This window comes from Virgibacillus sp. MSJ-26, from assembly GCF_018918075.1.
Classification (GTDB): Bacteria; Bacillota; Bacilli; order Bacillales; family Amphibacillaceae; genus MSJ-26.
Window position 1 is genome coordinate 241,185 of sequence record NZ_JAHLPW010000004.1, and the last position, 22,007, is coordinate 263,191.

General features: G+C 37.3%; 22 protein-coding genes and 1 riboswitch. Of the genes, 14 read left to right on the forward strand and 8 right to left on the reverse strand.

Annotated features, from left to right (window positions below):
- Window positions 1-100: 100 nt before the first annotated feature.
- Window positions 101-739: a GTP cyclohydrolase I FolE gene (gene folE, locus KQI49_RS05130; RefSeq protein WP_216487285.1), complete on the forward strand. Its 639-nt coding sequence runs from the start codon at window positions 101-103 to the stop codon at window positions 737-739.
- Window positions 740-790: 51 nt separating this feature from the next.
- Entirely contained in the window at window positions 791-1,540 is a 750-nt protein-coding gene (locus tag KQI49_RS05135; protein WP_216487286.1) for an SDR family oxidoreductase, read from the forward strand.
- 284 nt (window positions 1,541-1,824) lie between these two features.
- Here KQI49_RS05135 and KQI49_RS05140 read toward each other — a convergent pair whose 3' ends face one another.
- A complete protein-coding gene (locus tag KQI49_RS05140) occupies window positions 1,825-2,382 on the reverse strand; it encodes an AAA family ATPase (RefSeq protein WP_216487287.1) in 558 nt (185 codons plus the stop codon).
- Window positions 2,383-2,636: 254 nt separating this feature from the next.
- Between KQI49_RS05140 and KQI49_RS05145 the strand changes: the two genes are divergently transcribed.
- Complete coding sequence (locus KQI49_RS05145; RefSeq protein ID WP_216487288.1) at window positions 2,637-3,167, forward strand: tubby C-terminal domain-like protein; 531 nt, start codon at window positions 2,637-2,639, stop codon at window positions 3,165-3,167.
- 115 nt (window positions 3,168-3,282) lie between these two features.
- On the opposite strand, the gene KQI49_RS05150 is transcribed toward KQI49_RS05145, so the two are convergent.
- Together KQI49_RS05150 and sfsA are read right to left on the reverse strand one after the other, a co-directional pair.
- On the reverse strand, window positions 3,283-3,429 hold the full coding sequence (locus KQI49_RS05150; protein WP_216487289.1) for a hypothetical protein: 147 nt from the start codon (window positions 3,427-3,429) through the stop codon (window positions 3,283-3,285).
- Window positions 3,430-3,463: 34 nt separating this feature from the next.
- Window positions 3,464-4,195, reverse strand: a complete 732-nt coding sequence (gene sfsA, locus KQI49_RS05155; protein ID WP_371817521.1) for a DNA/RNA nuclease SfsA — start codon at window positions 4,193-4,195, stop codon at window positions 3,464-3,466.
- A 91-nt stretch (window positions 4,196-4,286) separates the two neighbouring features.
- Here sfsA and KQI49_RS05160 point away from each other — a divergent pair, with 91 nt between their 5' ends.
- The 5 genes from KQI49_RS05160 (at window position 4,287) to KQI49_RS05180 (ending at window position 8,236) form a co-directional block, all read left to right on the forward strand.
- Complete coding sequence (locus tag KQI49_RS05160; RefSeq protein WP_216487290.1) at window positions 4,287-5,696, forward strand: LysM peptidoglycan-binding domain-containing protein; 1,410 nt, start codon at window positions 4,287-4,289, stop codon at window positions 5,694-5,696.
- 277 nt (window positions 5,697-5,973) lie between these two features.
- Window positions 5,974-6,312, forward strand: a complete 339-nt coding sequence (locus tag KQI49_RS05165) for a DUF1811 family protein (protein ID WP_216487291.1) — start codon at window positions 5,974-5,976, stop codon at window positions 6,310-6,312.
- Window positions 6,313-6,471: 159 nt separating this feature from the next.
- Window positions 6,472-6,981 (forward strand): universal stress protein, encoded by a 510-nt coding sequence (locus KQI49_RS05170; protein ID WP_216487292.1) that lies wholly within the window; start codon window positions 6,472-6,474, stop codon window positions 6,979-6,981.
- A gap of 195 nt (window positions 6,982-7,176) precedes the next feature.
- Window positions 7,177-7,659, forward strand: coding sequence for a universal stress protein (locus KQI49_RS05175; RefSeq protein WP_216487293.1), 483 nt, complete (start codon window positions 7,177-7,179; stop codon window positions 7,657-7,659).
- Between the two features lie 244 nt (window positions 7,660-7,903).
- Window positions 7,904-8,236, forward strand: coding sequence for a hypothetical protein (locus tag KQI49_RS05180; RefSeq protein WP_216487294.1), 333 nt, complete (start codon window positions 7,904-7,906; stop codon window positions 8,234-8,236).
- Window positions 8,237-8,390: 154 nt separating this feature from the next.
- Here the strand turns inward: KQI49_RS05180 and KQI49_RS05185 are convergent, their stop codons facing one another.
- The 4 genes from KQI49_RS05185 to KQI49_RS05200 form a co-directional block, all read right to left on the reverse strand.
- Window positions 8,391-8,693: a rhodanese-like domain-containing protein gene (locus KQI49_RS05185; RefSeq protein ID WP_216487295.1), complete on the reverse strand. Its 303-nt coding sequence runs from the start codon at window positions 8,691-8,693 to the stop codon at window positions 8,391-8,393.
- A 15-nt stretch (window positions 8,694-8,708) separates the two neighbouring features.
- Entirely contained in the window at window positions 8,709-9,068 is a 360-nt protein-coding gene (locus KQI49_RS05190) for a rhodanese-like domain-containing protein (protein ID WP_216487296.1), read from the reverse strand.
- A gap of 17 nt (window positions 9,069-9,085) precedes the next feature.
- On the reverse strand, window positions 9,086-10,786 hold the full coding sequence (locus KQI49_RS05195; protein WP_216487297.1) for an FAD-dependent oxidoreductase: 1,701 nt from the start codon (window positions 10,784-10,786) through the stop codon (window positions 9,086-9,088).
- Between the two features lie 245 nt (window positions 10,787-11,031).
- A complete protein-coding gene (locus tag KQI49_RS05200; RefSeq protein ID WP_216487298.1) occupies window positions 11,032-12,027 on the reverse strand; it encodes a D-2-hydroxyacid dehydrogenase in 996 nt (331 codons plus the stop codon).
- Between the two features lie 369 nt (window positions 12,028-12,396).
- Between KQI49_RS05200 and KQI49_RS05205 the strand changes: the two genes are divergently transcribed.
- The 6 genes from KQI49_RS05205 to KQI49_RS05230 all read left to right on the forward strand — a co-directional run bounded on the left by KQI49_RS05205 (window position 12,397) and on the right by KQI49_RS05230 (window position 20,215).
- A complete protein-coding gene (locus tag KQI49_RS05205) occupies window positions 12,397-14,100 on the forward strand; it encodes a methyl-accepting chemotaxis protein (protein WP_216487299.1) in 1,704 nt (567 codons plus the stop codon).
- A 256-nt stretch (window positions 14,101-14,356) separates the two neighbouring features.
- A riboswitch (purine riboswitch) is annotated at window positions 14,357-14,458 on the forward strand.
- A 74-nt stretch (window positions 14,459-14,532) separates the two neighbouring features.
- Complete coding sequence (locus tag KQI49_RS05210) at window positions 14,533-15,603, forward strand: NCS2 family permease (RefSeq protein WP_216487300.1); 1,071 nt, start codon at window positions 14,533-14,535, stop codon at window positions 15,601-15,603.
- A gap of 18 nt (window positions 15,604-15,621) precedes the next feature.
- Complete coding sequence (locus KQI49_RS05215; RefSeq protein WP_216487301.1) at window positions 15,622-16,155, forward strand: phosphoribosyltransferase family protein; 534 nt, start codon at window positions 15,622-15,624, stop codon at window positions 16,153-16,155.
- 1,272 nt (window positions 16,156-17,427) lie between these two features.
- Window positions 17,428-18,456 carry a PTS sugar transporter subunit IIC gene (locus tag KQI49_RS05220; protein ID WP_216487302.1) on the forward strand — a complete coding sequence of 343 codons (1,029 nt, stop codon included), beginning with the start codon at window positions 17,428-17,430 and terminating at the stop codon, window positions 18,454-18,456.
- 76 nt (window positions 18,457-18,532) lie between these two features.
- Window positions 18,533-19,621 carry a branched-chain amino acid aminotransferase gene (locus KQI49_RS05225; RefSeq protein ID WP_216487303.1) on the forward strand — a complete coding sequence of 363 codons (1,089 nt, stop codon included), beginning with the start codon at window positions 18,533-18,535 and terminating at the stop codon, window positions 19,619-19,621.
- Window positions 19,622-19,744: 123 nt separating this feature from the next.
- Window positions 19,745-20,215: a hypothetical protein gene (locus tag KQI49_RS05230; protein ID WP_216487304.1), complete on the forward strand. Its 471-nt coding sequence runs from the start codon at window positions 19,745-19,747 to the stop codon at window positions 20,213-20,215.
- Window positions 20,216-20,464: 249 nt separating this feature from the next.
- On the opposite strand, the gene KQI49_RS05235 is transcribed toward KQI49_RS05230, so the two are convergent.
- Window positions 20,465-21,709, reverse strand: a complete 1,245-nt coding sequence (locus KQI49_RS05235) for an aminopeptidase (RefSeq protein ID WP_216487305.1) — start codon at window positions 21,707-21,709, stop codon at window positions 20,465-20,467.
- Window positions 21,710-22,007 lie beyond the last annotated feature (298 nt).

Below are 22,007 nucleotides of genomic sequence, written 5' to 3' on the forward strand. Positions count from 1 at the left end.
AATAAATATTCTATGCTTATGTGAAAGATAATATTAAGAAAGACATCGAGTGGACAAGCTAAGCTCGAATGTTTTTTTCATATAGAGAAGAGGTAGTTAGATGAAAATAGTCAGTAATCAATCACTTGATAAAAAAATAAGTGACTTATACGATAAATATTCAATTGATACAGAAGAAGAAAGACATAAAGCAGAGAACTTTATGAATGCAATTACAGATCTTATCGAACTTTGTGGAGATGACTCAAGTCGTCAAGGATTTGATGACACACCGTATCGTGTGTTAAAAGCTCATCTTGAATACACAGCAGGTTACCGAGAGGATCCAAAAGAACATCTGCGTAAATTCTTTGATGTAGATCATGACGAACTAATTGTAGTTAAAGATATTGAATTTAACTCACTTTGCGAGCATCACTTTGCGCCATTTTTTGGAGTTGCACATGTCGGCTATATTCCTAATGGGAAGATTACAGGATTATCAAAAATCGGTCGGATGATCGATGGATATGCCGAGCGCTTTCAAGTACAAGAAAGACTGACAAATCAAATTGCTGACGCCATGCAGGAAATACTTGATCCCAAAGGCGTGATGGTCGTTGTCGAAGGAAAACATATGTGCATGTGTGGACGAGGCGTTAAGAAAAGAGATTCATCAACCACTACTTCAGCGTCACGTGGGATTTTCAAAAAGGATATAGCTCAACGTCAAGAATTTTTATCATTAATTGAAAAGTAAACCGTTTATAAACATACGGATCATGCAAGCTGAAGTAGGTAGGTGAATAGGATGAGACATGCGATTATAACAGCAGGCTCAAAAGGACTGGGAAAACAAGTGACTGAACATTTCTTAAAGCATGACTGCTGTGTCACAGTAAATTATTACAGCGATACAGACAGAGTCGAATCGTTAAAAGAAGAATGGAAAGCTTACCAAGATAAGCTCCAATTTGTTCAGGGTGACGTTACAAAGAAAGAAGACATCGCAAAGATTGTTGAACATGCTAAGGAGAAATTTGGACGTGTTGATTATTTAATTAATAATGCAGGACCTTATGTTTTTGAAAAAAAGAAACTCGTTGAATATAGCGATGATGAATGGCAGGAAATGATTGACGGCAACTTAACAGCTGTCTTCCAATTCGCGAAATTAGTCATTCCCATCATGCGAGAACAACATTTTGGCAGGATTATTAATTATGGTTTTCAAGACGCGGAAAATGCTCCAGGTTGGATGTATCGATCTGCATATAGCGCTGCAAAAGTGGGCTTGGTTTCATTAACTCGCAGCATTGCCAAGGAAGAAGCTGAAAATGGTATCACCGCCAATATGGTCTTACCCGGCGATATTACTGGGGATATGAAAGAAGCAAATATTAAAGTAGCCAAAACACTGAACGATCCCGATACACCTGTTGGACGCCCAGGCTCAGGGGAAGACTTGGCACGACTCATTGGCTTTTTGTGTCAAGATGACTCAGATATGATTACTGGTAGTGTCGTTTCTGCAGCTGGTGGAGTGCACGTTACAGACTAAATATTATAAACAAAAACCATGCTAGGGCTTCAGGGCTCATGCGCATGGTTTTTTAGTGATTTTCTCCAGATTGCTACTGCTCTCTCTTCTCAACAAATAATAAAATCAACGTTGCCAATGGACCTAACATTCATCTTTAACATGGCCGTTCCTGGCATAGTGCGTATCCATATGAGTGGATAAGTCTATGCGTCTTCGTTCCGTTCTATGCGCCTTCATATTCTTTTTTCTGAATAAGGGTTAACTTAATCCAAGCTATCCAATGCCTTTAATTTCATACAAAATTATAAGTCAAAACGATCTGTAATTAATTCAGCTACTTCCTGAGGTGTTAAATCGGTATTATTAATTCTTATGTAGTTTTCATGCTTAATTTCACCTTTATGGGAATTCAATCTATAATCTTTCATTGTCTTTAACAGTTCTTTTTCTGACCAATCTACATTTCTTTTAGTTGGTTTTTGCTCAAGTCGGTGTGGGCTTCTATTTCGCTTCAGTCTTTCATCCGTATCGGCTTCTAATTCTACAAAATAAACCATGGCGCCCTTGGATGCAAAGATCTCACATGTTTTATCTACAAAATTCCAATCCTCTGACTGGTCAAAAGCCCATACATAAGTGAATATTAACCCTTCTTGCTCACTTTCAGCCATTGTCTTAAATATTTCCGTTCTAAATAAAGTGGACAGTTGCCACATTTCTGGACTAAAATCGAATAGAGGTTCAAGTAATTCAATGGTCATATGGTTGTGAAATAATCTTAATCCAGTTGCTTTCGATAGTTCTTCTCCAACTGTCATTTTACCAACTGCTTGGGGGCCAAATATCAATACAAACTTCATAGAGCACCTCATTATTAATAGAGTATTTTAATTGTTTTTCATTCTGTCATAGATTAGCATCCGATTATATACTTTTTTAAATACCGCCATATAGATGATAAAGTTGAAACTTTTTTTAAAATTTTACGTAGATGAAAGGGGCATTAATTAAATATAAGTATCATACTTTTCGTTTATCAACACTTATTTCATGCTAAATTTTGCAGTTAAATGTAGCAATTGAATAATGACTTAGAAGCAAGGGATGAATGTCGATGGAATTTTTTACGGTTTTGCCAATGTGGAATTATTCAAGCAAACAAATAACAATTACTGATTCGAAAAATGTGCAAGTGGGGTATATTCAGAGAAAGTATAAAAGTTTACGAGAAAATCTTATTCATTACTCTCCTTTATCATTATCTTTTTTAGAAACGATTCACATTGATGGCGAGGATAAAGATAATCGTTTAGAAATAAGAGAGCAATCTTTTAAGTCTAATCTCAAAAAGTTAAAATGGGATATATTTTTGAATGATCCTGCTAAAGAAAATAAGTTTCTGTTGGAAGATAAAACTAAAATCAGCACGAATCCACGTATGGCATATCACAAAAATAAGCAAAAATACGTATTTAAAAAAGATCCATTCAACCGAACGTGTGAAGTCACCTTAAATGATCACAGCTGTGTGACCATTAGGATAGATAAAAAAATCCCACCATCATTAAGAACTGTCATGGACACTGGTGACCTAACAATTATTGAGTTGCTCGGGATTTATTATGTCATCAACCTAACTTATTAGTGTATTTCGGCACGATTATCTTAAAAACGAGGAACGTTCATCATTAATAACTAAAAGGAGAGAAAATATCCAATTTTTATGTTCAAATAGATCTCCTTGATTAGACAAGCTCTAATCAATGGAGATATTGATTCATACTCCCTTGAACTGATTTCGGCAGAGACTGATAAAACTTACCCTTGTATTTAAGATCAGCTAGACCTGCGATAACTAACACAACTGCAATAAATATAAAAGGCATTTTACTCTTTTTATTACCCATTTACATATCTCCTTTGATTCGTAGTTTGTTTTTATCATAATAAATCTATTGGAATGGACTGATCCAAGGCTATATACTCTTCATCCACCAAACAATCATATGCTAAAATACGCACACCTTTTCGTTGCGCTTTAAGCAAAACCTCCGTAAATGCAGGATCCATTTCAGCATATGGAGTGAAAGTATGGCAACCTTTCATCTGAATGATAAACAAAACCGTTGCTGTGTACCCTTCATCAAGTGCGTCTATTAACTCTAAAACATGCTTTGTCCCTCTGGTTGTTGGTGCGTCAGGGAACATCGCGACGCCATTTTTCTCAAAGGTTACTCCTTTCACTTCAATGAAACCTTCTTCGCCCTGCTTTTCATAATAGAGATCAAAACGTGATGAATTAAATGTTACTTCTCTTGTTAAATTACTAACAAAACCAAGCTCCGACACTCTTCCAGCTTGGATTGCTTCATAAGCCACTTTATTTGGTGCTTGGGAATCAATATTGACCCAACGCCCATGTTTAACCACTGCACTAATTGAGTACTTAGTCTTTCTATTTGGATTCTGAGACTTTTCCAGCAATACTTGCGCTTCCGGTAAAAGTAGTTCCTTTAAGCGTCCAGTATTTTTAATATGTACTTGTTCTTTGAATCCTTCGACCATCACTTCAGCGATGAATCGATTCACACGCCGAATAAATTTTCCATTAACAATATTTGTATACTTCACGGTATCACCTATCCACTTACGTTTATTGTACCTTCCATCCACCAAATCTTCCAGTTCATACTATCTGGGTTAATGCACTATTTTTTAAAAGATGCATAGATTAACATAACGTTTACATTGGTGGTGTTTACAATTGTTGATACATGTTGTTAAAAATGGGGAAAATTTATGGCAAATTGCAAATCGATATAACCTCAATCTTCAATCAGTTGTGCAATTAAACGAGCTGGAGAACCCAAATCAATTAATACCTGGTCAATCCCTTGTCATTCCTGTTCATGGTACCTCTCATATCATTCAAAGTGGGGAAACATTATGGGCGATTGCTCAGCAGTACGGCGTAAGTGTGGATGCAATCATTCAAGCAAACCATCTGTCCAATCCTAATCAACTCGAAATCGGGGATATCCTCTTCATCCCTCCCATCGTTCATACAATTCAACCCGGTGAAACGATAGCACAAATTGCCAATCAGTATGGAGTCACGGTGCAGGCTATTTTAAATGAAAATGGAATACAAAATGCCGATCTTATTTATCCAGGAACACAGATAATCATCCCAAGAAGAAAGCCAATCATTGAAACTAATGCCTATACTTATCAACCGCCTGGAGAAGCTGTGACATCAATTAATGAAATTGGCAATCTGCTTACGTATTTAAGTCCATTCGCCTACCAGATTACTGAAGACGGAAGCTTGACACCTTTACAGGACGACGCCATGATTCAAGCTGCAAAATCTCAAGGAGCCGTCCCAATGATGTCCATTACCAACTTTTCTTCTACAGCGACGGGCTCAAATTTAGCCCATACCATTTTAGCTAGTTCTGATTTAAGAGAGAAAGTCATTGATAACATCATCTCAGTTATGGATGAAAAGGGCTATCAAGGATTAAACGTTGATTTTGAAAACGTCTTACCCGCAGACCGGGAACTCTATAATCAGTTTCTTCAACTCGCTGTTGATGAACTTCATCCTAAAGGATATTTTGTCTCTACCGCTGTAGCACCAAAAGTCAGTGGTACACAAACAGGCACATTATATGAAGCCCATGATTACGAAGCACACGGCAGGATTGCTGATTTTGTCATTCTGATGACATATGAATGGGGGTACCGCTTTGGCCCACCACAATCCATTTCCCCAATTAATGAAATGAGACGTGTGGTAGAATATGCCTTATCCGTCATGCCTGCCGACAAGGTTGTTTTAGGATTTCAAATTTACGCAAGGGATTGGCTGATTCCACATGTTGAAGGACAGGAGGCTGAAACATTCAGTGCCCAAGAGGCCGTTCGACGTGCTGTAAAATTTGGTGCTACAATCCAGTATGATTCAGAGTCTCAATCACCGTTTTTCCGTTATACTGACGAACAAGGGCGTAGACATGAAGTTTGGTTTGAAGATGCACGAAGCGCTCAAGCTAAATTTGACTTGATAAAAAATTATAACTTACGTGGGGTTAGTTACTGGGCACTGGGATATCCATTTCCACAAAATTGGGCACTGTTGAATGACAACTTTACGATTAAAAAATTGTGAGCTTATTCCGCGACATCGGGGTTTTTATCTGATGCCGGATATCTCAAATGTAGGTAAAAGCCGTTATTACTAATATTATCCTCTAATTATAACGGCTTTTTTGTTATGTAAGGCTTACATTTGAAAGATTAAAATAATCGGTGTCAAATTCTAACCTTTCTTTTGCTCAGTATAAACTGAATGTTAATAATGGACTAGAAGTCAATACTGAAAAACCTATTTAGATGTTATAATAAAGGTATAGATTTTTAATTTTAATACTCCTAGGAGGTGACTCATGTCGCATCATTACAAGCGATATTCCCTGAATCAATTACAAGAGGAAGAAAACGACTTGAAAGAAAGGTTAGCCGAAGCTGAAAATTTGGATCAAAGAAATTACATCGCTGTCTATAAACGTAAAATAGAAATTGTCCAATCTTATATGTTGGATCAAGATCAATTTCATGCAGGGGATATTCGTGAATATAAGGAGAATCCAAACTACTTATTTGAAATTGATGAAATGAGCGGAGTGATTGCGTGGGGATATAGGATTGATAAACAGACCCATGAAAGAATTGATAAAGGAAAACCAGTGGCCAAACTTTTAATCTTATTAGGTGAAAAAATTTAAGTTTAAAATTAAATTCTTTCCCCCATGTGACTTGCCTCTATCAGAAAGTCCAATTATTCCTCAAATAAATTGCTAGGCGTTTAAGCTCTAAGATTTAGGTGTATATAGTAAGTAGATTTTACAGTTTCACTCAAATACTTGGTAAGGAGTGAGTTTCACATGAAACGTTATAAAAATATACTGCTAGCTTTTGATGGATCTTCAGATAGTTTGAAAGCGCTGGAAACGGCTGAAACCCTTGCTTTAGATCATGATGCCACGTTGACTGTTGTACATGTCCAAGAAAAGAATGAAAATAATGCTGTTTACTATGATAATTCAGTAGATAACGCCTTTGATATTTCCAAAACAGGTCTTTATGTAGGGACAGAAAATATTCCACCACGTTTCGAATCCTCTCCATCCCATAATCAGACCGTTTTAGACGAAAATAGGCCCGATAAAGTATTGTCTGACGCACGTGAAAATTTTGAAAGTGACATTCCTATTGGTTACCAAACTTTAATAGGACACGCGGCACATGCCATTATCGACTATGCCAAACAGGATGATACAGATTTAATTGTAATCGGAAATCGTGGCATTAATGGCATTAAAAAACTTGTCATGGGCAGCGTCAGCCAGAAAGTGACCAATGATGCTGAATGTGCAGTGCTCGTAGTTAAATAATTTAATACTTTTCATAACTATGCCCACCTAATCTTTTCCCGTCCATAAAACAGAGAAAAGTGATAGGTGGGCTTTTTAACAGTATATCATAGGCTTAATGTGAGTTTAATATAATGTATTTAGGAGAATAGATGAGGATAACAGTTATCAACTTGTCTATTTACTTAATTAATTTATAAGGAGCATTGATATGATATGAGTTCAGATTATTTTAAAAACATTTTAGTCGCTTTTGATGGTTCCTCAGATAGCGTTCAAGCATTAACTTTAGCAGAAAATATTGCTAAGGATAAGAATGCCTCTTTAACAGTTGCTTATGTTTATGATCAATCCAGAGACAAAGACGAGGAGTCTTATTCAACCCATACTTATGTTGGACCCGGACCTGTACCCACACGACCTATGCCCACACCAAGAAATTCTAATAATCCTGGTAAGAAAAAAGCAGAACGGGTATTATCAAGTGCCAGAAGTACTATTACAAGCAATATTGATGTGACCTATGAAACATTACTCGGAAAACCGGCATATGAACTTAAAGTGTATGCAAGAGACAATAACATAGATTTAATTGTTATTGGAAGCCGTGGTTTAAGCCGTATTAAAAGGTTCGTCATGGGAAGTGTAAGCAAAAGGGTAACTGAGCAAGCAGAATGTCCAGTACTTGTCGCTAAATGATTATTATATTCATTTAACCCCATTAAACCTGTAAATTTTAAACTTGAAAGACTGAATGATGATTGCATCGTTCAGTCTTTTTCTTTGAACTATAGATTACCGCTCAAATCTCGAGTTATTAGTAAGCCACTTCAAAATATAAGTTAGCTTAATCCTGTTATACAGTGAACAACTTTGGGGAAACTTTCTAATAATCGCAAATTAACTTGTACAGCAAAAGAAATTTTCCAAAGGGTGATATATCATGTCGATAACCACACTTATTATATTCATTGCCATGTTCGTTTACTTTTTTAAAGACAAGAAAGATAGAATCACGGTCTATGAAACGAATGAGCAAAGGGTAGGGGAGTCACATAATGTGTTTGCAATGTTAAAAAATAATGCCCTAAAGCCAAAATTTTCGGTTCCCATTGACTGGAAGGCAACGTTGGGGTTCGGCAGGATTAAGAACAACATTGAGATATCCGTCCATAAAAACTACGCAGAAAAAGCACGTCAACTCGTGATGTTTTATCGGGCTGATCAAAGAAAGGCAAAAAGGAATATTGTGAATAATAAGTTAAATAATGATTAGTTATTCTTTTAAAAAAGTAAAGCACTCTTACACTACAAATCACACTTTAAACTGAGTACTTTAAAAGCCAAAAAAGCCGAGAGTTTACTTCTCTCAGCTCGCTTGGCTTTTTATGACTTATCTATAATCTTGAAATAACCTTTTCGGTGTTTTGTTAATCTTCGAGTTGGCTTTTCCAATCATTCATTCCGCCAACCATATTTACTGCTTTAAAACCATTCGCTTCTAGTAATCCGCACGCCGCCTTACTCCGACCGCCTGATTGGCATACTAGAACATGCTCTTCATTTTTGTCTAATTCATTCAAGTGTGAGGCTAAGTCTCCTAAAGCTATATGCTTAGCACCTGAAATTTTTCCGTTCATTACTTCAAAACTTTCCCGAACGTCTATAATTGAAAATTTTTCTCCATTTTGAATTCGTTGTGTAATTTCTTCTGTTGTTGTTTGTTTAGTCATCAATTAAAATCCTTTCTAATACCAAGCATTCATGCCGCCTTTTACGTTGTAAATTTGGTTGAACCCTTGTTTCTTTAATATTTTTGCTGCTCTTGCGCTACGCATGCCACTTTGGCAGATAACAACGGTCTCTTTACCTTTATCCAATTCATTAATCTTTTTCGGTAAAGCAGCAAGGGGAATATTTTTAAAACGTTTGGCATGATTTGTCTTATATTCGCCAGGTGTCCTGACATCGATCAACTGAATTTGTTTATCTTTTAACTTATCCTTAGCTTCTTGTACTGTTATATTGTTAACACCCTTCGTAGGCGTGAAACGATTAATTATAAATATGACTAACAAAATAATAATTAGCCATGAGAAAATACTCATCTGACCCTCTCCTCTGCTTACCTAAAATTATACTCGGTAACAATCTTTTCTCTATCAGTCGTGATATCATTATAGTATTCATATAGATTAATTCCTAAATAAGAACCGGAAATGTTATAGACATTTTGATAGCCTAAATTTCTTAAAGCGATAACCATATTGTAACTTCGCTGACCTGAACGGCAATGGATATAGACAGGACGATCATTTGGGATTTCATCTAAACGTTGTCTAAATTCACTTAATGGAATATTGATCGAGTTTATCAAATGACCAGTCTGGTATTCATTCTTTTCACGAGCATCAATAATGAACGCATCTTCTTCTATAAGCTCACGGACTTGGGATACTTTCACTTCTTCATAACGACCGTAAAGAAGATTGAGTCCTACTAATGCCGCATGATTCACTACATCTTTTGCTGTACCGAGCATTGGTGAATAACTTAATTCAAGGTCTTTTAAATCTTCAAGTGTGCCATTCATTGTAATCATCGTAGCAATGACATCAATTCGCTTATCCACGTTACCTTTACCAATAGCTTGTGCACCTAAAATCTTACCAGTCGTTACTTCATACACTAATTTAAAATGCATTGGATTGCTGTTTGGCATGAGGCTTACTTTATCTCCTGGCATAACGTAAACATAGTCGTGCTTGAAGCCTGCTTGGTCTGCCATTTTAGCGTTCAAGCCGGTTGATGCAGCATTCAAATCGAACATATGAATAGATGAAGAACCAATGACACCTAGATTTCGACTAGGGATGCCGTACATATGATCAGCCGCTGCACGTGCTTGTTTTTGCGCAGGTCCAGCAAGCGCCAGACGTGTTGGTTTGTGTAATTGACGGTGATACACCTCAATCGCATCCCCCACTGCATAAATATCCTTATCATTAGTTAAATAATGCTGATTTACTTTAATGGCTCCTGTTTCACCAATTTCGAGACCTGCTCCCTCTGCCAATTTCCTTTCCGGTCTAACGCCAATCGCTAACACCACTGCTTCAGCACCGACTTGTTTGCCGGATTGGGTCTTAATGTAGCCATCACCGATTGTATCTAATCCATCATTTAAAATAAGATCGACCCCATGATCCACCATTTCTTTATGAAGGATTTGTGCCATATCATAGTCATAAGGCGCCATCACTTGGTCAGCGAATTCCACCAATGATACATTTACATTGTAATCGGCCAAGCGGAAGTTTTCAGCTACTTCAACACCAATAAACCCACCACCAATGACTGCAATGTTTTTCACATTATTTAACTTAACGAATGACATGATTTTCTCAATATCCACGACATTACGTACCGTAAACACGTTCGGATTATTAATCCCTTCAAGAGGCGGCTTGATTGGACTTGCTCCGGGTGAAAGAACTAACTTATCATAGCTTTCATCATAAGTTTGCTCGGTTAAAAGGTCTCTAACCGTAATTGTTTTTACCTCACGATTAATTTGAATAACTTCTTGATTTACTCGTGCTTCAATATTGTAGCGATTTTTAAAGGTGTTTGGATTCATTAACACGAGTTTCTCACTATCTTCCACAATACCGCTTAAATGATAGGGTAAAGAACAATTTGAAAAGGAAACATGAGGACCTTTTTCAAACATAATAACTTCGGCATTTTCATCTAGCCTTCTAACTCTAGCTGCAGTAGAAGCTCCTCCTGCAACACCGCCGACAACTAATACCTTTTCGCTCATAAAATCTCTCCTTTAGTCAATCTACTTTGTATTCATTTAAAATTTTCTATCCGAAGAATATATATTTTGGAATATAACTATATAATAATTTATTCGCACCAATACTATATACCCCTATGGGTAATAAGTCAACATTCATAACTTATCATATTGAACAACAAAGCCGCCAGAAAAGAGTAAACCTCTTTTCTGGCGGCTTCGTAAATATTTAAAAACAGATAAGCAACTTACCCTATTGAGAACTTTTAATTAACCCTCGTCTCACAAGTGCCTGTTTTAATGACGGATAAAGCTGCATCTAAACCGCCCTCCACCAAATTTTGCACGGCAATATCTGTGTAAAAAGCGATATGAGGCGTGAGAATGACGTCATCGCGCTCCATTAATTCAATCATCATGGGATCTGTGATTTCTTTATCACGACAATCCTTAGGAAAATAGATACTTTCATTTTCATAGGTGTCTAGGGCCGCTCCAAATAGTTTACCAGAATCCAATGCTCTTAGTAATGCCTTCGTATCAACAATGGACCCCCTTGCCGTATTGACGAAGACTGCATCCTGCTTAAATGCACCAAATAAGTCTTCATTAAATAAGTGATAATTATCATCTGTCGCAGGCATATGAATGGAAACGATATCTGCATGCTTCACCGCATCTTCCACACTATCTTTGTACTCAAGATATTCCTTAGCCTGTTCATTTGGGTATAAATCATAGCCCACTACTTTACAGCCAAATGCCTTAAAAATTCTAGCGGTTATTTGACCGATCCGGCCTGTTCCAATAATGGCGACTTCCAAACTTTTAACTTCTCTTGACATAATCGGCTTTTGCCATCTGAAGTCCTGTTCTTTTACTTTTTGATCAATTAAATGAGTCTTACGAACAAGTTGAAGTGCTGACGTAACCGCATACTCTGCGATTGAATTAGGTGAATAGCTTGGCACATTCGAAATAATAATATTACTTTTACGAGCCTGTTCAAGATTATACATATCAAATCCCGCACTACGCTGAGCAATTTGCTTAATACCTAATTCGTTTAAACGCTCATAAACACCTTCATCAAACTTAATTGATTGCTGTGTCGTCACACCATCATAACCCTTTAATTGCTCGACTGTGTCAAGAGTCAAAATATCCGTAGAAAAAGTGACCTCTACATTATTTTTTTCCGCCCACTCTTTTGCAGCAGCTCTTTCATCATCACGAACACCAAACATCATGATTTTCATCATTTTAATCACACTTTCCTCTATTGTAAATTTTAGTATTACTAGAAATGCGACTCAATATCCCATCAAATATTCAATTACTATAAATTAATAATAACATTTTGTGATTAATTTCACAATATTTAAAGCATGTTTACAGTAAATAGTGTTAATTTATTCACAAATTGGTCTAAATTAAAATGGATACCAGTATTTCCGAACTTCGAGGATCCGATATTGCTTTAACTCCTCCTTTTCCATGAATCAAGTTATCCCCCAGTTGGAGATTAAGAGAAGTACGTCTATGGCATTTACCGTTATGAACTACATTTATTAATTATTACGTCGATATATTAAAGAGCATCAATTTACCTACACAGGAGTGAACCAATAATGAAAAAACGCATTAACTTTAATTTTAAAAGTATACGTACTAAGATTCTAGCCGGCTTTAGTATCGTATTAATTGTATTACTTTTAATAGCCGCAGCTAATCTAAATTCAATCCGGCAGTCGAATAATCTAACAAATGATATGTTAGAAAATGAATATGCTCCACTTATCACTGATAAAGATATGATTATTAACATGCAAGAACGATCGTCATTATTACGTGGCTACATATTATATGGAGACACATTTTTAAAGAATGAATTTAATGACGGCATCGAGGCATCATTTGAGTTAGAAGAGAAGTTCGTTAAGATGAGTGCCGATCAAGAGAAAGCAGAAGAAATTATTAATAAAAAAATAGAATGGGGCAACCTGACAGATAAAGTCATTGATTCGTATGAAGAGGGGAATAAGCAGCGTGCCCAAGACCTCATGGCTTCCATGGTACGGCCTTTGGAAGCAGAAATCACTGCTGACCTAGAAGAAATGGCCAGTGAAAGACAATCTGAAGCAGATGCAGCAAAAAAACAGATGAAGAATTACGGTACCTTGAACTTTTGGGTAACATTATTAATCACAGTTGTTGCATTGGTGCTTGGTATTATTGTGGCACTCATTACTGCTAATAGTATCAGAAGAGGTATTGTTAGGGTTATGGATCGCATGAATAAGATTGCTGATGGGGATCTTACTGACACGGCATTGGAATCTTCGTCAAAGGATGAAGTTGGCCAATTGATAGCAGCAACCAACACCATGACAGACAATACGCGCAATTTACTAACTGAAATAAACAACGTATCCACTTCGGTCTCTGCCCAAAGTGAAGAAATGTCACAAGCTGCAGATGAAGTAAAAGCTGGGACTGAACAAGTTGCCGTTACCATGGAAGAACTAGCTTCAGGAACGGAAACACAAGCCAACAGTGCAAGCAATCTTTCTTCTAATATGTCAATATTTACAGCTAAAGCCGAAGAAGCGAATGATAACGGTAAAAATGCGATACAGTCTTCTAAAGACGTACAGCAAATGACAAACGAAGGAACTCAGTTAATGGACGCCTCAACGAAACAAATGGAAACAATAAATGAAATCGTTCATGAAGCAGTAAACAAAATGAGCAAGTTAGAGCAGCACTCCGAGGAGATTTCAGAATTAGTATCTGTGATTAAAAAAATTGCTGAACAAACTAACTTGTTAGCATTAAATGCCGCTATAGAAGCAGCTAGAGCAGGTGAACATGGAAAAGGCTTCGCGGTTGTAGCGGATGAAGTACGGAAATTAGCTGAGCAAGTAGCAGATTCTGTTTCCCATATCACTAGCATCGTTAGTAATATTCAAGAAGAATCATCTAATGTCGCAAAATCATTAGAAGAAGGCTACAGCGAAGTTGAAGAGGGAACCGCTCAAATAGAAAAAACTGCCCATACATTCGGTGATATCAGTAAATCTATTAAGACAATGAATAGCAATATTGAAGTGATCACTACCAATTTGGCAGACATTGCTTCAAGTAGTCAAGACATGAATAACTCCATCGAAGAGATTGCCTCTGTCTCAGAAGAAGCCGCAGCAGGCGTTGAACAAACAGCTGCTTCTGCACAACAATCAAGTAGCTCCATGCAAGAAGTTGCCGGAAGCTCAGAACAACTAGCTCAAATGGCAGATCAACTTAATAAACTTGTTAATAGGTTTAAAATTTAATAGAAATTATGCTATGCCTATAATCGCAACGTCGATTATAGGCGCTTTTTATTTGTGAAATGTTAAGAGGAAATTCAGTCAATCAACTACACATATATGCACCCCACTTAAACAAGACATAAACAATTGAACAACGCACTGCACAAGGCATTTAAAAGTTCGTAATTTGCTTAACATTAGTGCGTTCTATAATTAAAATAAAATAAAATAACTTTAAATATTGAACATTATATTCACTAATGATATTATTGTTCGTGAAATGATAGATATCACACTTCGTATAATCCTGGTAATATGGACCGGGAGTTTCTACAGAGTAACCATAAATTACTCTACTATGGACGGTGCTCATTGCCTAAAAGCCCTTCCACGAAAGGCTTTTTTGTCTTTTTAGGCACTTTTCTAGGTTCGGAGGTAAAAAGGAGTTTTCAAATGGATGTAATTAAAGACTTACTTGCAGCGATAAGTGGTGTCCTCAACGGGCTACCACAGGGATTACTTGCCATGACATTCGGTTTTGCATCTGTTCCGACAGCCATTGCTTTCGTTATTGGTGCATTCGGAAATACACTTACAAGCAATGTCGCCGTTATTTCATTTCAAGCAGAAACTATTACTGTAGCTGGCACATTGGGAAAAAATATTAGGGAACGTTTATCCATGATTTTTTTCGGTGCACTAATTATGCTTGTTATCGGGTTATTTGGCTTAATGGAAACCATTATTACTTGGATTGGACCAATCATTACTAATGGTATGATGGCTGGTGTTGGAATTATGCTCGCTAAGGTTGCCTGGGATATGTCAAAGAATGACAGAGTCGTAGGTATCTCATCATTAATCAGTGCATTGATTGTTTACATGGCAACAACAGACCTTGTTTACACGATTACTATATCCGTTATTTTATCTAGTATAATTCACTATTTCATGGAAAAAGACAAAGTAGGGGTTACAGAGAATGTAAAAGAGGATAAGTTTAAACTGCAGAAACTCATCGTAAACCCTGCCGTTATTCGCGGGGCATTCGCAATGGCCTGTTTGAACATTGGAGCTAACATCGCTTTTGGTAAAATAAATGGAGATATTGCTGATTCAACTGTCAACGTAGACACCATTACGATGATTAGTAGTCTTGCAGATATGGCTTCTGCTTTATTTGGCGGTGGACCTGTTGAAGTTGTGATATCTGCTACGGCAAGTGCACCACATGCCGTGTTAGCAGGCGTCATTATGATGGTCATCATGGCTATCATCTTATTTTTGAAGCTACTACCTAAAATAGGTAAATATGTACCTAGCGCCTCAATCGTTGGCTTTTTGTTTGTATTGGGAGCGATTGTTACTTTACCAGACAATGCGCAAGCTGCTCTTACAGGTGACGCATCTGGGTCTAGTCTCGTTGGTGGGATGACAATGGTTGTCACAGCAATTTCTGACCCATTTCTAGGTATGCTTTCAGGTGTAATTATACAATTTTTATTAGGAATTTTCGGAGTTTAAAAATTGGGAGGTATAACCATGGAAACCTATAAACTAAGTGTAGCTGGGGTTACACGCTATTTACCTATCATTCCAATAAATGATCAGATAAAAATAGCTAGTTTTGTTGTTTTGGGTGATACAGAACTGGTCACTGCCGCAGCACCAGCTTTGGCAGAAAAATTACCAGAGGCAGATATACTAGTAACAGCTGAAGCAAAGGGCATTCCGTTTGTCCACGAAATTTCGAAAGTATTGAACATGACACATTACGTCGTAGCTAGAAAAAGTGCGAAAGCTTACATGGAAAACCCATTAATACATGAAGTGAATTCCATTACAACACAAGAGGCACAAATATTATGTCTTGATCAACTGGATGTTAAACTGATTAAAGGGAAACGTGTTGCATTAATCGATGACGTTATCAGCACGGGAGAGTCCATGAAAGCCCTTGAAGAACTCGTTCAAAAAGCTGGTGCAGATATTGTCGCTAAAGCAGCCATTCTCGCTGAAGGAGATGCAGCAAACAAGGATGATATTCTGTATCTGGAAAAACTACCGATTTTCTAGAAAGAATTGAACTGTTGACTCATTGTTTATAATCCTAACTAGAATATTGTACTTGTAGTAAATCCATATATATCCATTATTTAATGAAATACATACATGGCTCCAGGTGAACTACTCTCCACTTAGCTACGCTTGAAGTCGGAGCTTCTCACTTCCACGACGAAAGCAACCTTTCGTCTCCATGAGCGTTACTTCGGGAAGTTCCTGCCCTAGATGTCCGACAATTCGGAGTTTCTTTCGTTACCTTGGATATTTTACGCATGGAAGGATAGCTTGGTTTTCACATTTAGTTTTTCCACGCAACCACATATATCCAGTTATCAAAGAACACTTCATATCTATCGCCCTTCACACGCTTGAAGATGGAGACTTCTTGACTGAAAATGTTAAAAAGTGATAGACATTTAACCCTAGACAAACTATACGATAGCTTGTCTAGGGTTTTGATTTTCCATGGGTCCCACCGAAAAATCGCCCACCTGTAAGTAATGCTATTTTTTCATTTAGCCTGTAACTCGGGGATTTCTTCTTTGACTAATAGTGGCATGGATAAGTTACCTTGTTTATGGAGTTCAGTAGTGAAATGATTTTGATTGAAATGTCTGATTATAATATAGCATGACGAACAGGAGTTTTGCATAAAAAGAGAAAATACTCCATTGAATATGCGTAGTTGCCATTCATTTTATTGCAAACGCTTACTATTATTTTTTATTATTTATTTTGGTTTTTCCTCTTGACCTCTTCAAAAAAACGGTATAATATATGTAACTAATATCTGAAAATTTTTAAATGATTTTTACCTAAACTTATTTTCCATCAAGATACTATTCAAAAGAAAATAGATTAAATCCTAGACGGGACCTTAGGAATACATCCGTGCATTGACAGAGATCTAAGCAAGGTGAGAGCTTAGAATCGCACCGTATTTCTATTCTCTTCCCTGAGTGCCGAGTCGAACACTTATAGTAGATTTGGCCAGGTAGTTCCCATTACCTGTTATCAAAAATGGGCTGTTTTAAAAACAGCTGATGAGGCAGTATTCGTGAGGATACTGTGAATCTGGGTGGTACCGAGGAAAGGAGCTCTTTTCTCCCCAATTCATTCTGCACATAGGCAGAAATGCGTTGAAGGGAGGAAAGGGCTTTTTTGATTTAAAATAATAATTTTCGAACCAAAAATGAGAGGTGAAAAGCTGCTAAAGTTTCAACGTAAAAATAACTGAAAAATCAAAATGGTATAGCTTAAAAAATAAAATTAGGAGGCAAAAAGATGAAGAAAGAAACAAAAGATTATTTAGTAGATCGAGCATATAAGGCATCAGTCGGGCTTGCGAATGCCGTGTTGGTGACATTGGGAATTGGCCTTCTAATTGAAACGTTAGGAACGTTTACAGGATGGCAAGGCTTTACCACAGTTGGGATGGTTTGCCAATTGATGCTCGCACCCGCTATTGGTGCAGGTATTGCTCAGCAATTAGGAGGAAATACACTCGTCATATTTAGTGCGATGGCTGCGTCCACGGTTGGGGCCAATGCTTTAACGTTGAACGCAAGTGGGGCTTGGGAGCTGACCACAGGCCAACCCATTAGTGCCGTCTTAGCAGCAGCCATTGCGATTTGGATTGGCAAAAGGATTACTGGTAAAACCAAATTGGATATGATGGCCATCCCATTTGCAGGTGTGTTTGTTGGAGGAGTTTCAGGTGTTGGGATTGCGGCAGTTGTGACACCTTTACTAGAGCTCACCAGCGCAAAAATTGCTGATGCTGTCTCTGGGTCACCATTAATCGGAGCGATGATCATCTCTCTTGTTTGGAGCATCTTCCTCATGTCACCAGCATCATCTGCAGCCATTGCGATTGCACTTCAGCTTGACCCAATATCAAGTGCAGCGGCTTTAATTGGCTGTACAGCACAATTTGCAGGTTGGACAGCGATGTCTTTTAAACAAAATGAACTCGGAGCCAATATTGCTCAATCACTTATTACGCCAAAAGTACAAGTACCAAACTTAGTGAAAAGACCGGCACTCGTGGCTGGACCGTTTTTATCCGCAGTGATTTGTGCACCGCTTGCGATATTTATCTTTAATTTTGAAGTTCCATACGAACTGGCAGGCTTGGGACTGAACTCAATGATTGCACCACTAAATATATTAGTTAACCAAGGAATAGGTATCTTTGTTATGTATCTCTTTATCGGTGTGTGTCTACCAGCCGTTATTTCCGTTGGCGTATACCAGTTACTCGAGCGTCAAGGTAAAGTTATTGTTGGCGATCTAAAAATGCAAGTTCAGTGAAGTAGTTTACCAATCACATACTTCTTGTGAATTATGAATAAGTTCAATGAAAGATTAAAAAAGGAGTGCATTAAAAATGGCTAATCAAAACATTCAAGTAGAAGTGAGCCCAGTACGAAAAAACAAGCCAAATTCTAATGAACTTGTTTTTGGAACAGAGTTTACTGATCATATGTTCATGATGGATTACAATGCTGAACAAGGGTGGTATGATGCAAGGATTGTTCCTTACCAAGACTTGAAAATCAGTCCCGCTTCAATGGTTTTTCATTACGGTCAATCAGTCTTCGAAGGATTAAAAGCATTCAGGACTGAAGACGGTCGAGTTCAATTATTCAGGCCTGACCGAAACGTCAAGCGTTTGAACTTATCAAACAATCGTCTAGTCATTCCTCCAATTGACGAAGACCTCGCTTTAGAGGCACTAAAAAGACTGGTGGAAATAGACAAAGAATGGGTCCCTCACCTTGAAGGGACATCTCTTTATATCCGTCCTTTTGTCATTTCAACTGAGCCATTTCTTGGTGTCGCACCATCTCAACATTACAAATTTATTATCATAATGTCCCCTGTAGGTTCCTATTACAAAGAAGGGATTAAGCCGGTAAAAATAGCCGTGGAAAATGAATTTGTCCGTGCAGTTAAAGGTGGGACAGGTGAAGCGAAGACAGGCGGAAACTATGCATCCAGTCTAAAAGCTCAAGAAATTGTTGAAAAGGAAGGTTACTCTCAAGTCTTGTGGCTGGATGGTATTGAACGGAAATATATTGAAGAAGTTGGGAGCATGAACGTCTTTTTCAAAATTAACGGAGAAGTCGTTACGCCAATGCTTAGCGGCAGTATTCTTTCCGGCGTGACTAGAGATTCTGTCATTCATCTTTTAAAACATTGGAACATCCCTGCGTCTGAAAGAAAAATATCTATTGAAGAACTTTACCAAGCACATCAAGAAGGTGCACTTGAAGAAGCCTTTGGGACAGGAACCGCGGCAGTCATCTCCCCAATTGGTGAATTATACTGGGAAGGTAAACACATTTATATTAACGATGGCAAAACAGGTGAGCTTTCTAAAAGAGTATACGATACAATTACAGGCATTCAGTATGGAAGAGTAGAAGATGAATTCAAGTGGACCGTGAATGTGGAGAAAGAGAAAGTGAAATAAATAGATACTTAATCACAAGAGGCCAGCGCGTTTGACGCTGGTCTTTTTTCAATATTTATGCCATGGCTGTTGTTCATTATGATAATATATAATTATATATAGAGAGTAAGGTAGGTTGTTTGAATGATATTTGGTAGTTTGTTAATTGCTTTATTTTTTATATTTTTACTTATTCGGATTACTACATATTTTATCGGATTGGGATATATTGCTGCAGTTGTTGTTGATGTCATAGCGATTGGAGGTTTTGTAGTTTTTTATGGGCATCACAATTGGTTTATCCATATTGCCAGTGGAAAGGCTATATACTTTTGGGATGTTGTCTTGTTTGTTCTCATCTTTTTATTATATAGTTCTATTGTTCTAATCGGAACGAATAAGTTTCCTAGGATAGCTGGATTATTCCACTATGTCATTGCATGGCTTGTGACTGGGTTCATCTACCTATTTATTAACTATGCAATATTTAATCAACTCGGTGCATTATTAATTAATGAACAAATGAATTTAATCGTTCATCTTATTATTATCTCGATCCTAGCTGTCTTTATATTTAAAAAACGAATGCTTATATTTAAACAAAATTTAACGTGACATCCTCTTTAGGAAGTCACTTTTTTGAAGCTACCTTTACATTTACATCAACTTGGAGCAGGTCATGATGAAGTGCATTTAGCACCTATGAAAGTCAACTCCATAGTTTGCCAACAGCCAAGACTATTGTAGAGTCAGAACAAAATGCTTTACCTGCAACAACTGCTTATCTACATTTTAGTTGTTGCAGGATGAATAAAGTTTTCCAGAAACGATGTCTTCATTTGAAATTTATTCCATTCACTTATCCTAAAACGCCCAGTCACCATTACGGAAGATTGGTACAACTGTGCCATCCTTTTTAATGCCATCAATGTTCATCTTTTCGGAACCAATCATAAAGTCTACATGGGTATCGGACACGTTCATACCATGCTTTTCAAGTTCTTCTTCGTTCATTTCTTTTCCACCTTGAATGGTTGTCGGGTATGATGCACCAATGGCTAGATGATTAGAAGCATTTTCATCAAACAATGTCTCAAAAAAGGTAATCCCTGATTGTGAAATAGGGGATGGATCGGGAACAAGAGCAACTTCACCTAACCCAGTAGCTCCGTCGTTATCTTTTACCAACTTGTTAATAGTCTCATCGCCCTTTTCAGCGGAAATATCCACGATTTTACCATCTTTGAAATGAACTTCAATCCCTTCAATTAACGTCCCAGCATAACTGAGTGGTTTTGTACTACGAACAACCCCATCCATTCGACGGGTATCTGGGGAAGTAAATACTTCTTCTGTTGGCATATTGGCAATAAACTCTACATCCTTTGGATCAAAGCTTTCCGCACTCATCCAAATATGGTTTTTGGGTAAGCCGAGTTTTAAATCTGTGCCTGGTGCCTTGTAATGGAGCGCATCAAACTGATAATCATTTAGTTTTCCTGCTTTCTCCTTCAATGTTTCCTTATGCTTATCCCATGCTTTAACTGGATCCTCATCATAAACACGGCATGTTTTAAAAATTTGATCCCACAAGGCATCAACTTGTTCTTCAGAAGTATTCAAGTCAGGGAATACATGGCTTGCCCATCCAGACCCAGCAGCAGCGGCAACAGTCCATTTCAAATCATCATTTTGTGTGGCTACACGCTGTGCTTTAAATGCTTTTCCAGCTACTTTTTGAAACGCAGCCACTTTACTAGGATCCACTTCATTTAATAAACCAGGATCATTTGATAAGATGGTGAGCCTACAAACCCGGTGATTGAGTACATGATCTTCTGATTCCTCAATTTTGTATTTTGGAATGTTTATCAACACCTCTTCTGGTTGATGGGTATAATGTTGTTTTGTAATCTCATCATCAGACCACTCAATGATGACCTTTTCCGCACCTAAGTCATAGGCTTCCTTTGTAATCAAACGAGCCAAAGGTGCTTGATCTACAGCAATTGACACTTTCACCCAATCATCTTGTTGAACATTTAACCCTTTTGCGACAAGAAGTTTTGCATACTTTTGTAAGTTTTCCTCAAAGTTTGATAGTACCATTTTTTGGCCTCCTATAAAGTTCATTATTGTTACAAGTATAAATTAGCTAAATCTTTGAAGCAATCTTAATCAGAAATACTATTTTCTAATACAGCTGAAATATGGTGTTAATTTAAATTGAGGTTAACACTTTTTACCACTATTTAATTTCTAATTTTTTACATTAAATCAATTTCCTTATAAACTACGTATTCCTCTTTTGCTCCCTCCAGCATTGTCTTTTGCGGTCTATATCATCATAAAAGTTATTTTATATACACAAAAAGGTGAGTCAGGAAATAACTCGTCTAACCTTTTT

Bases quoted from the DNA above. Each gene is read 5' to 3' on its own strand.
- KQI49_RS05215 (WP_216487301.1), top strand. From the start codon at position 15,622: ATGGAAACCTATAAACTAAGTGTAGCTGGGGTTACACGCTATTTACCT.
- KQI49_RS05210 (WP_216487300.1), top strand. From the start codon at position 14,533: ATGGATGTAATTAAAGACTTACTTGCAGCGATAAGTGGTGTCCTCAAC.
- KQI49_RS05220 (WP_216487302.1), top strand. From the start codon at position 17,428: ATGAAGAAAGAAACAAAAGATTATTTAGTAGATCGAGCATATAAGGCA.
- KQI49_RS05180 (WP_216487294.1), top strand. From the start codon at position 7,904: ATGTCGATAACCACACTTATTATATTCATTGCCATGTTCGTTTACTTT.
- KQI49_RS05135 (WP_216487286.1), top strand. From the start codon at position 791: ATGAGACATGCGATTATAACAGCAGGCTCAAAAGGACTGGGAAAACAA.
- KQI49_RS05175 (WP_216487293.1), top strand. From the start codon at position 7,177: ATGAGTTCAGATTATTTTAAAAACATTTTAGTCGCTTTTGATGGTTCC.
- KQI49_RS05200 (WP_216487298.1), bottom strand. From the start codon at position 12,027: ATGATGAAAATCATGATGTTTGGTGTTCGTGATGATGAAAGAGCTGCT.
- KQI49_RS05190 (WP_216487296.1), bottom strand. From the start codon at position 9,068: ATGAGTATTTTCTCATGGCTAATTATTATTTTGTTAGTCATATTTATA.
- KQI49_RS05140 (WP_216487287.1), bottom strand. From the start codon at position 2,382: ATGAAGTTTGTATTGATATTTGGCCCCCAAGCAGTTGGTAAAATGACA.
- KQI49_RS05150 (WP_216487289.1), bottom strand. From the start codon at position 3,429: ATGGGTAATAAAAAGAGTAAAATGCCTTTTATATTTATTGCAGTTGTG.
- KQI49_RS05225 (WP_216487303.1), top strand. From the start codon at position 18,533: ATGGCTAATCAAAACATTCAAGTAGAAGTGAGCCCAGTACGAAAAAAC.
- folE (WP_216487285.1), top strand. From the start codon at position 101: ATGAAAATAGTCAGTAATCAATCACTTGATAAAAAAATAAGTGACTTA.
- KQI49_RS05165 (WP_216487291.1), top strand. From the start codon at position 5,974: ATGTCGCATCATTACAAGCGATATTCCCTGAATCAATTACAAGAGGAA.
- KQI49_RS05205 (WP_216487299.1), top strand. From the start codon at position 12,397: ATGAAAAAACGCATTAACTTTAATTTTAAAAGTATACGTACTAAGATT.
- KQI49_RS05170 (WP_216487292.1), top strand. From the start codon at position 6,472: ATGAAACGTTATAAAAATATACTGCTAGCTTTTGATGGATCTTCAGAT.
- KQI49_RS05185 (WP_216487295.1), bottom strand. From the start codon at position 8,693: ATGACTAAACAAACAACAACAGAAGAAATTACACAACGAATTCAAAAT.
- KQI49_RS05145 (WP_216487288.1), top strand. From the start codon at position 2,637: ATGGAATTTTTTACGGTTTTGCCAATGTGGAATTATTCAAGCAAACAA.
- KQI49_RS05230 (WP_216487304.1), top strand. From the start codon at position 19,745: ATGATATTTGGTAGTTTGTTAATTGCTTTATTTTTTATATTTTTACTT.
- KQI49_RS05195 (WP_216487297.1), bottom strand. From the start codon at position 10,786: ATGAGCGAAAAGGTATTAGTTGTCGGCGGTGTTGCAGGAGGAGCTTCT.
- KQI49_RS05235 (WP_216487305.1), bottom strand. From the start codon at position 21,709: ATGGTACTATCAAACTTTGAGGAAAACTTACAAAAGTATGCAAAACTT.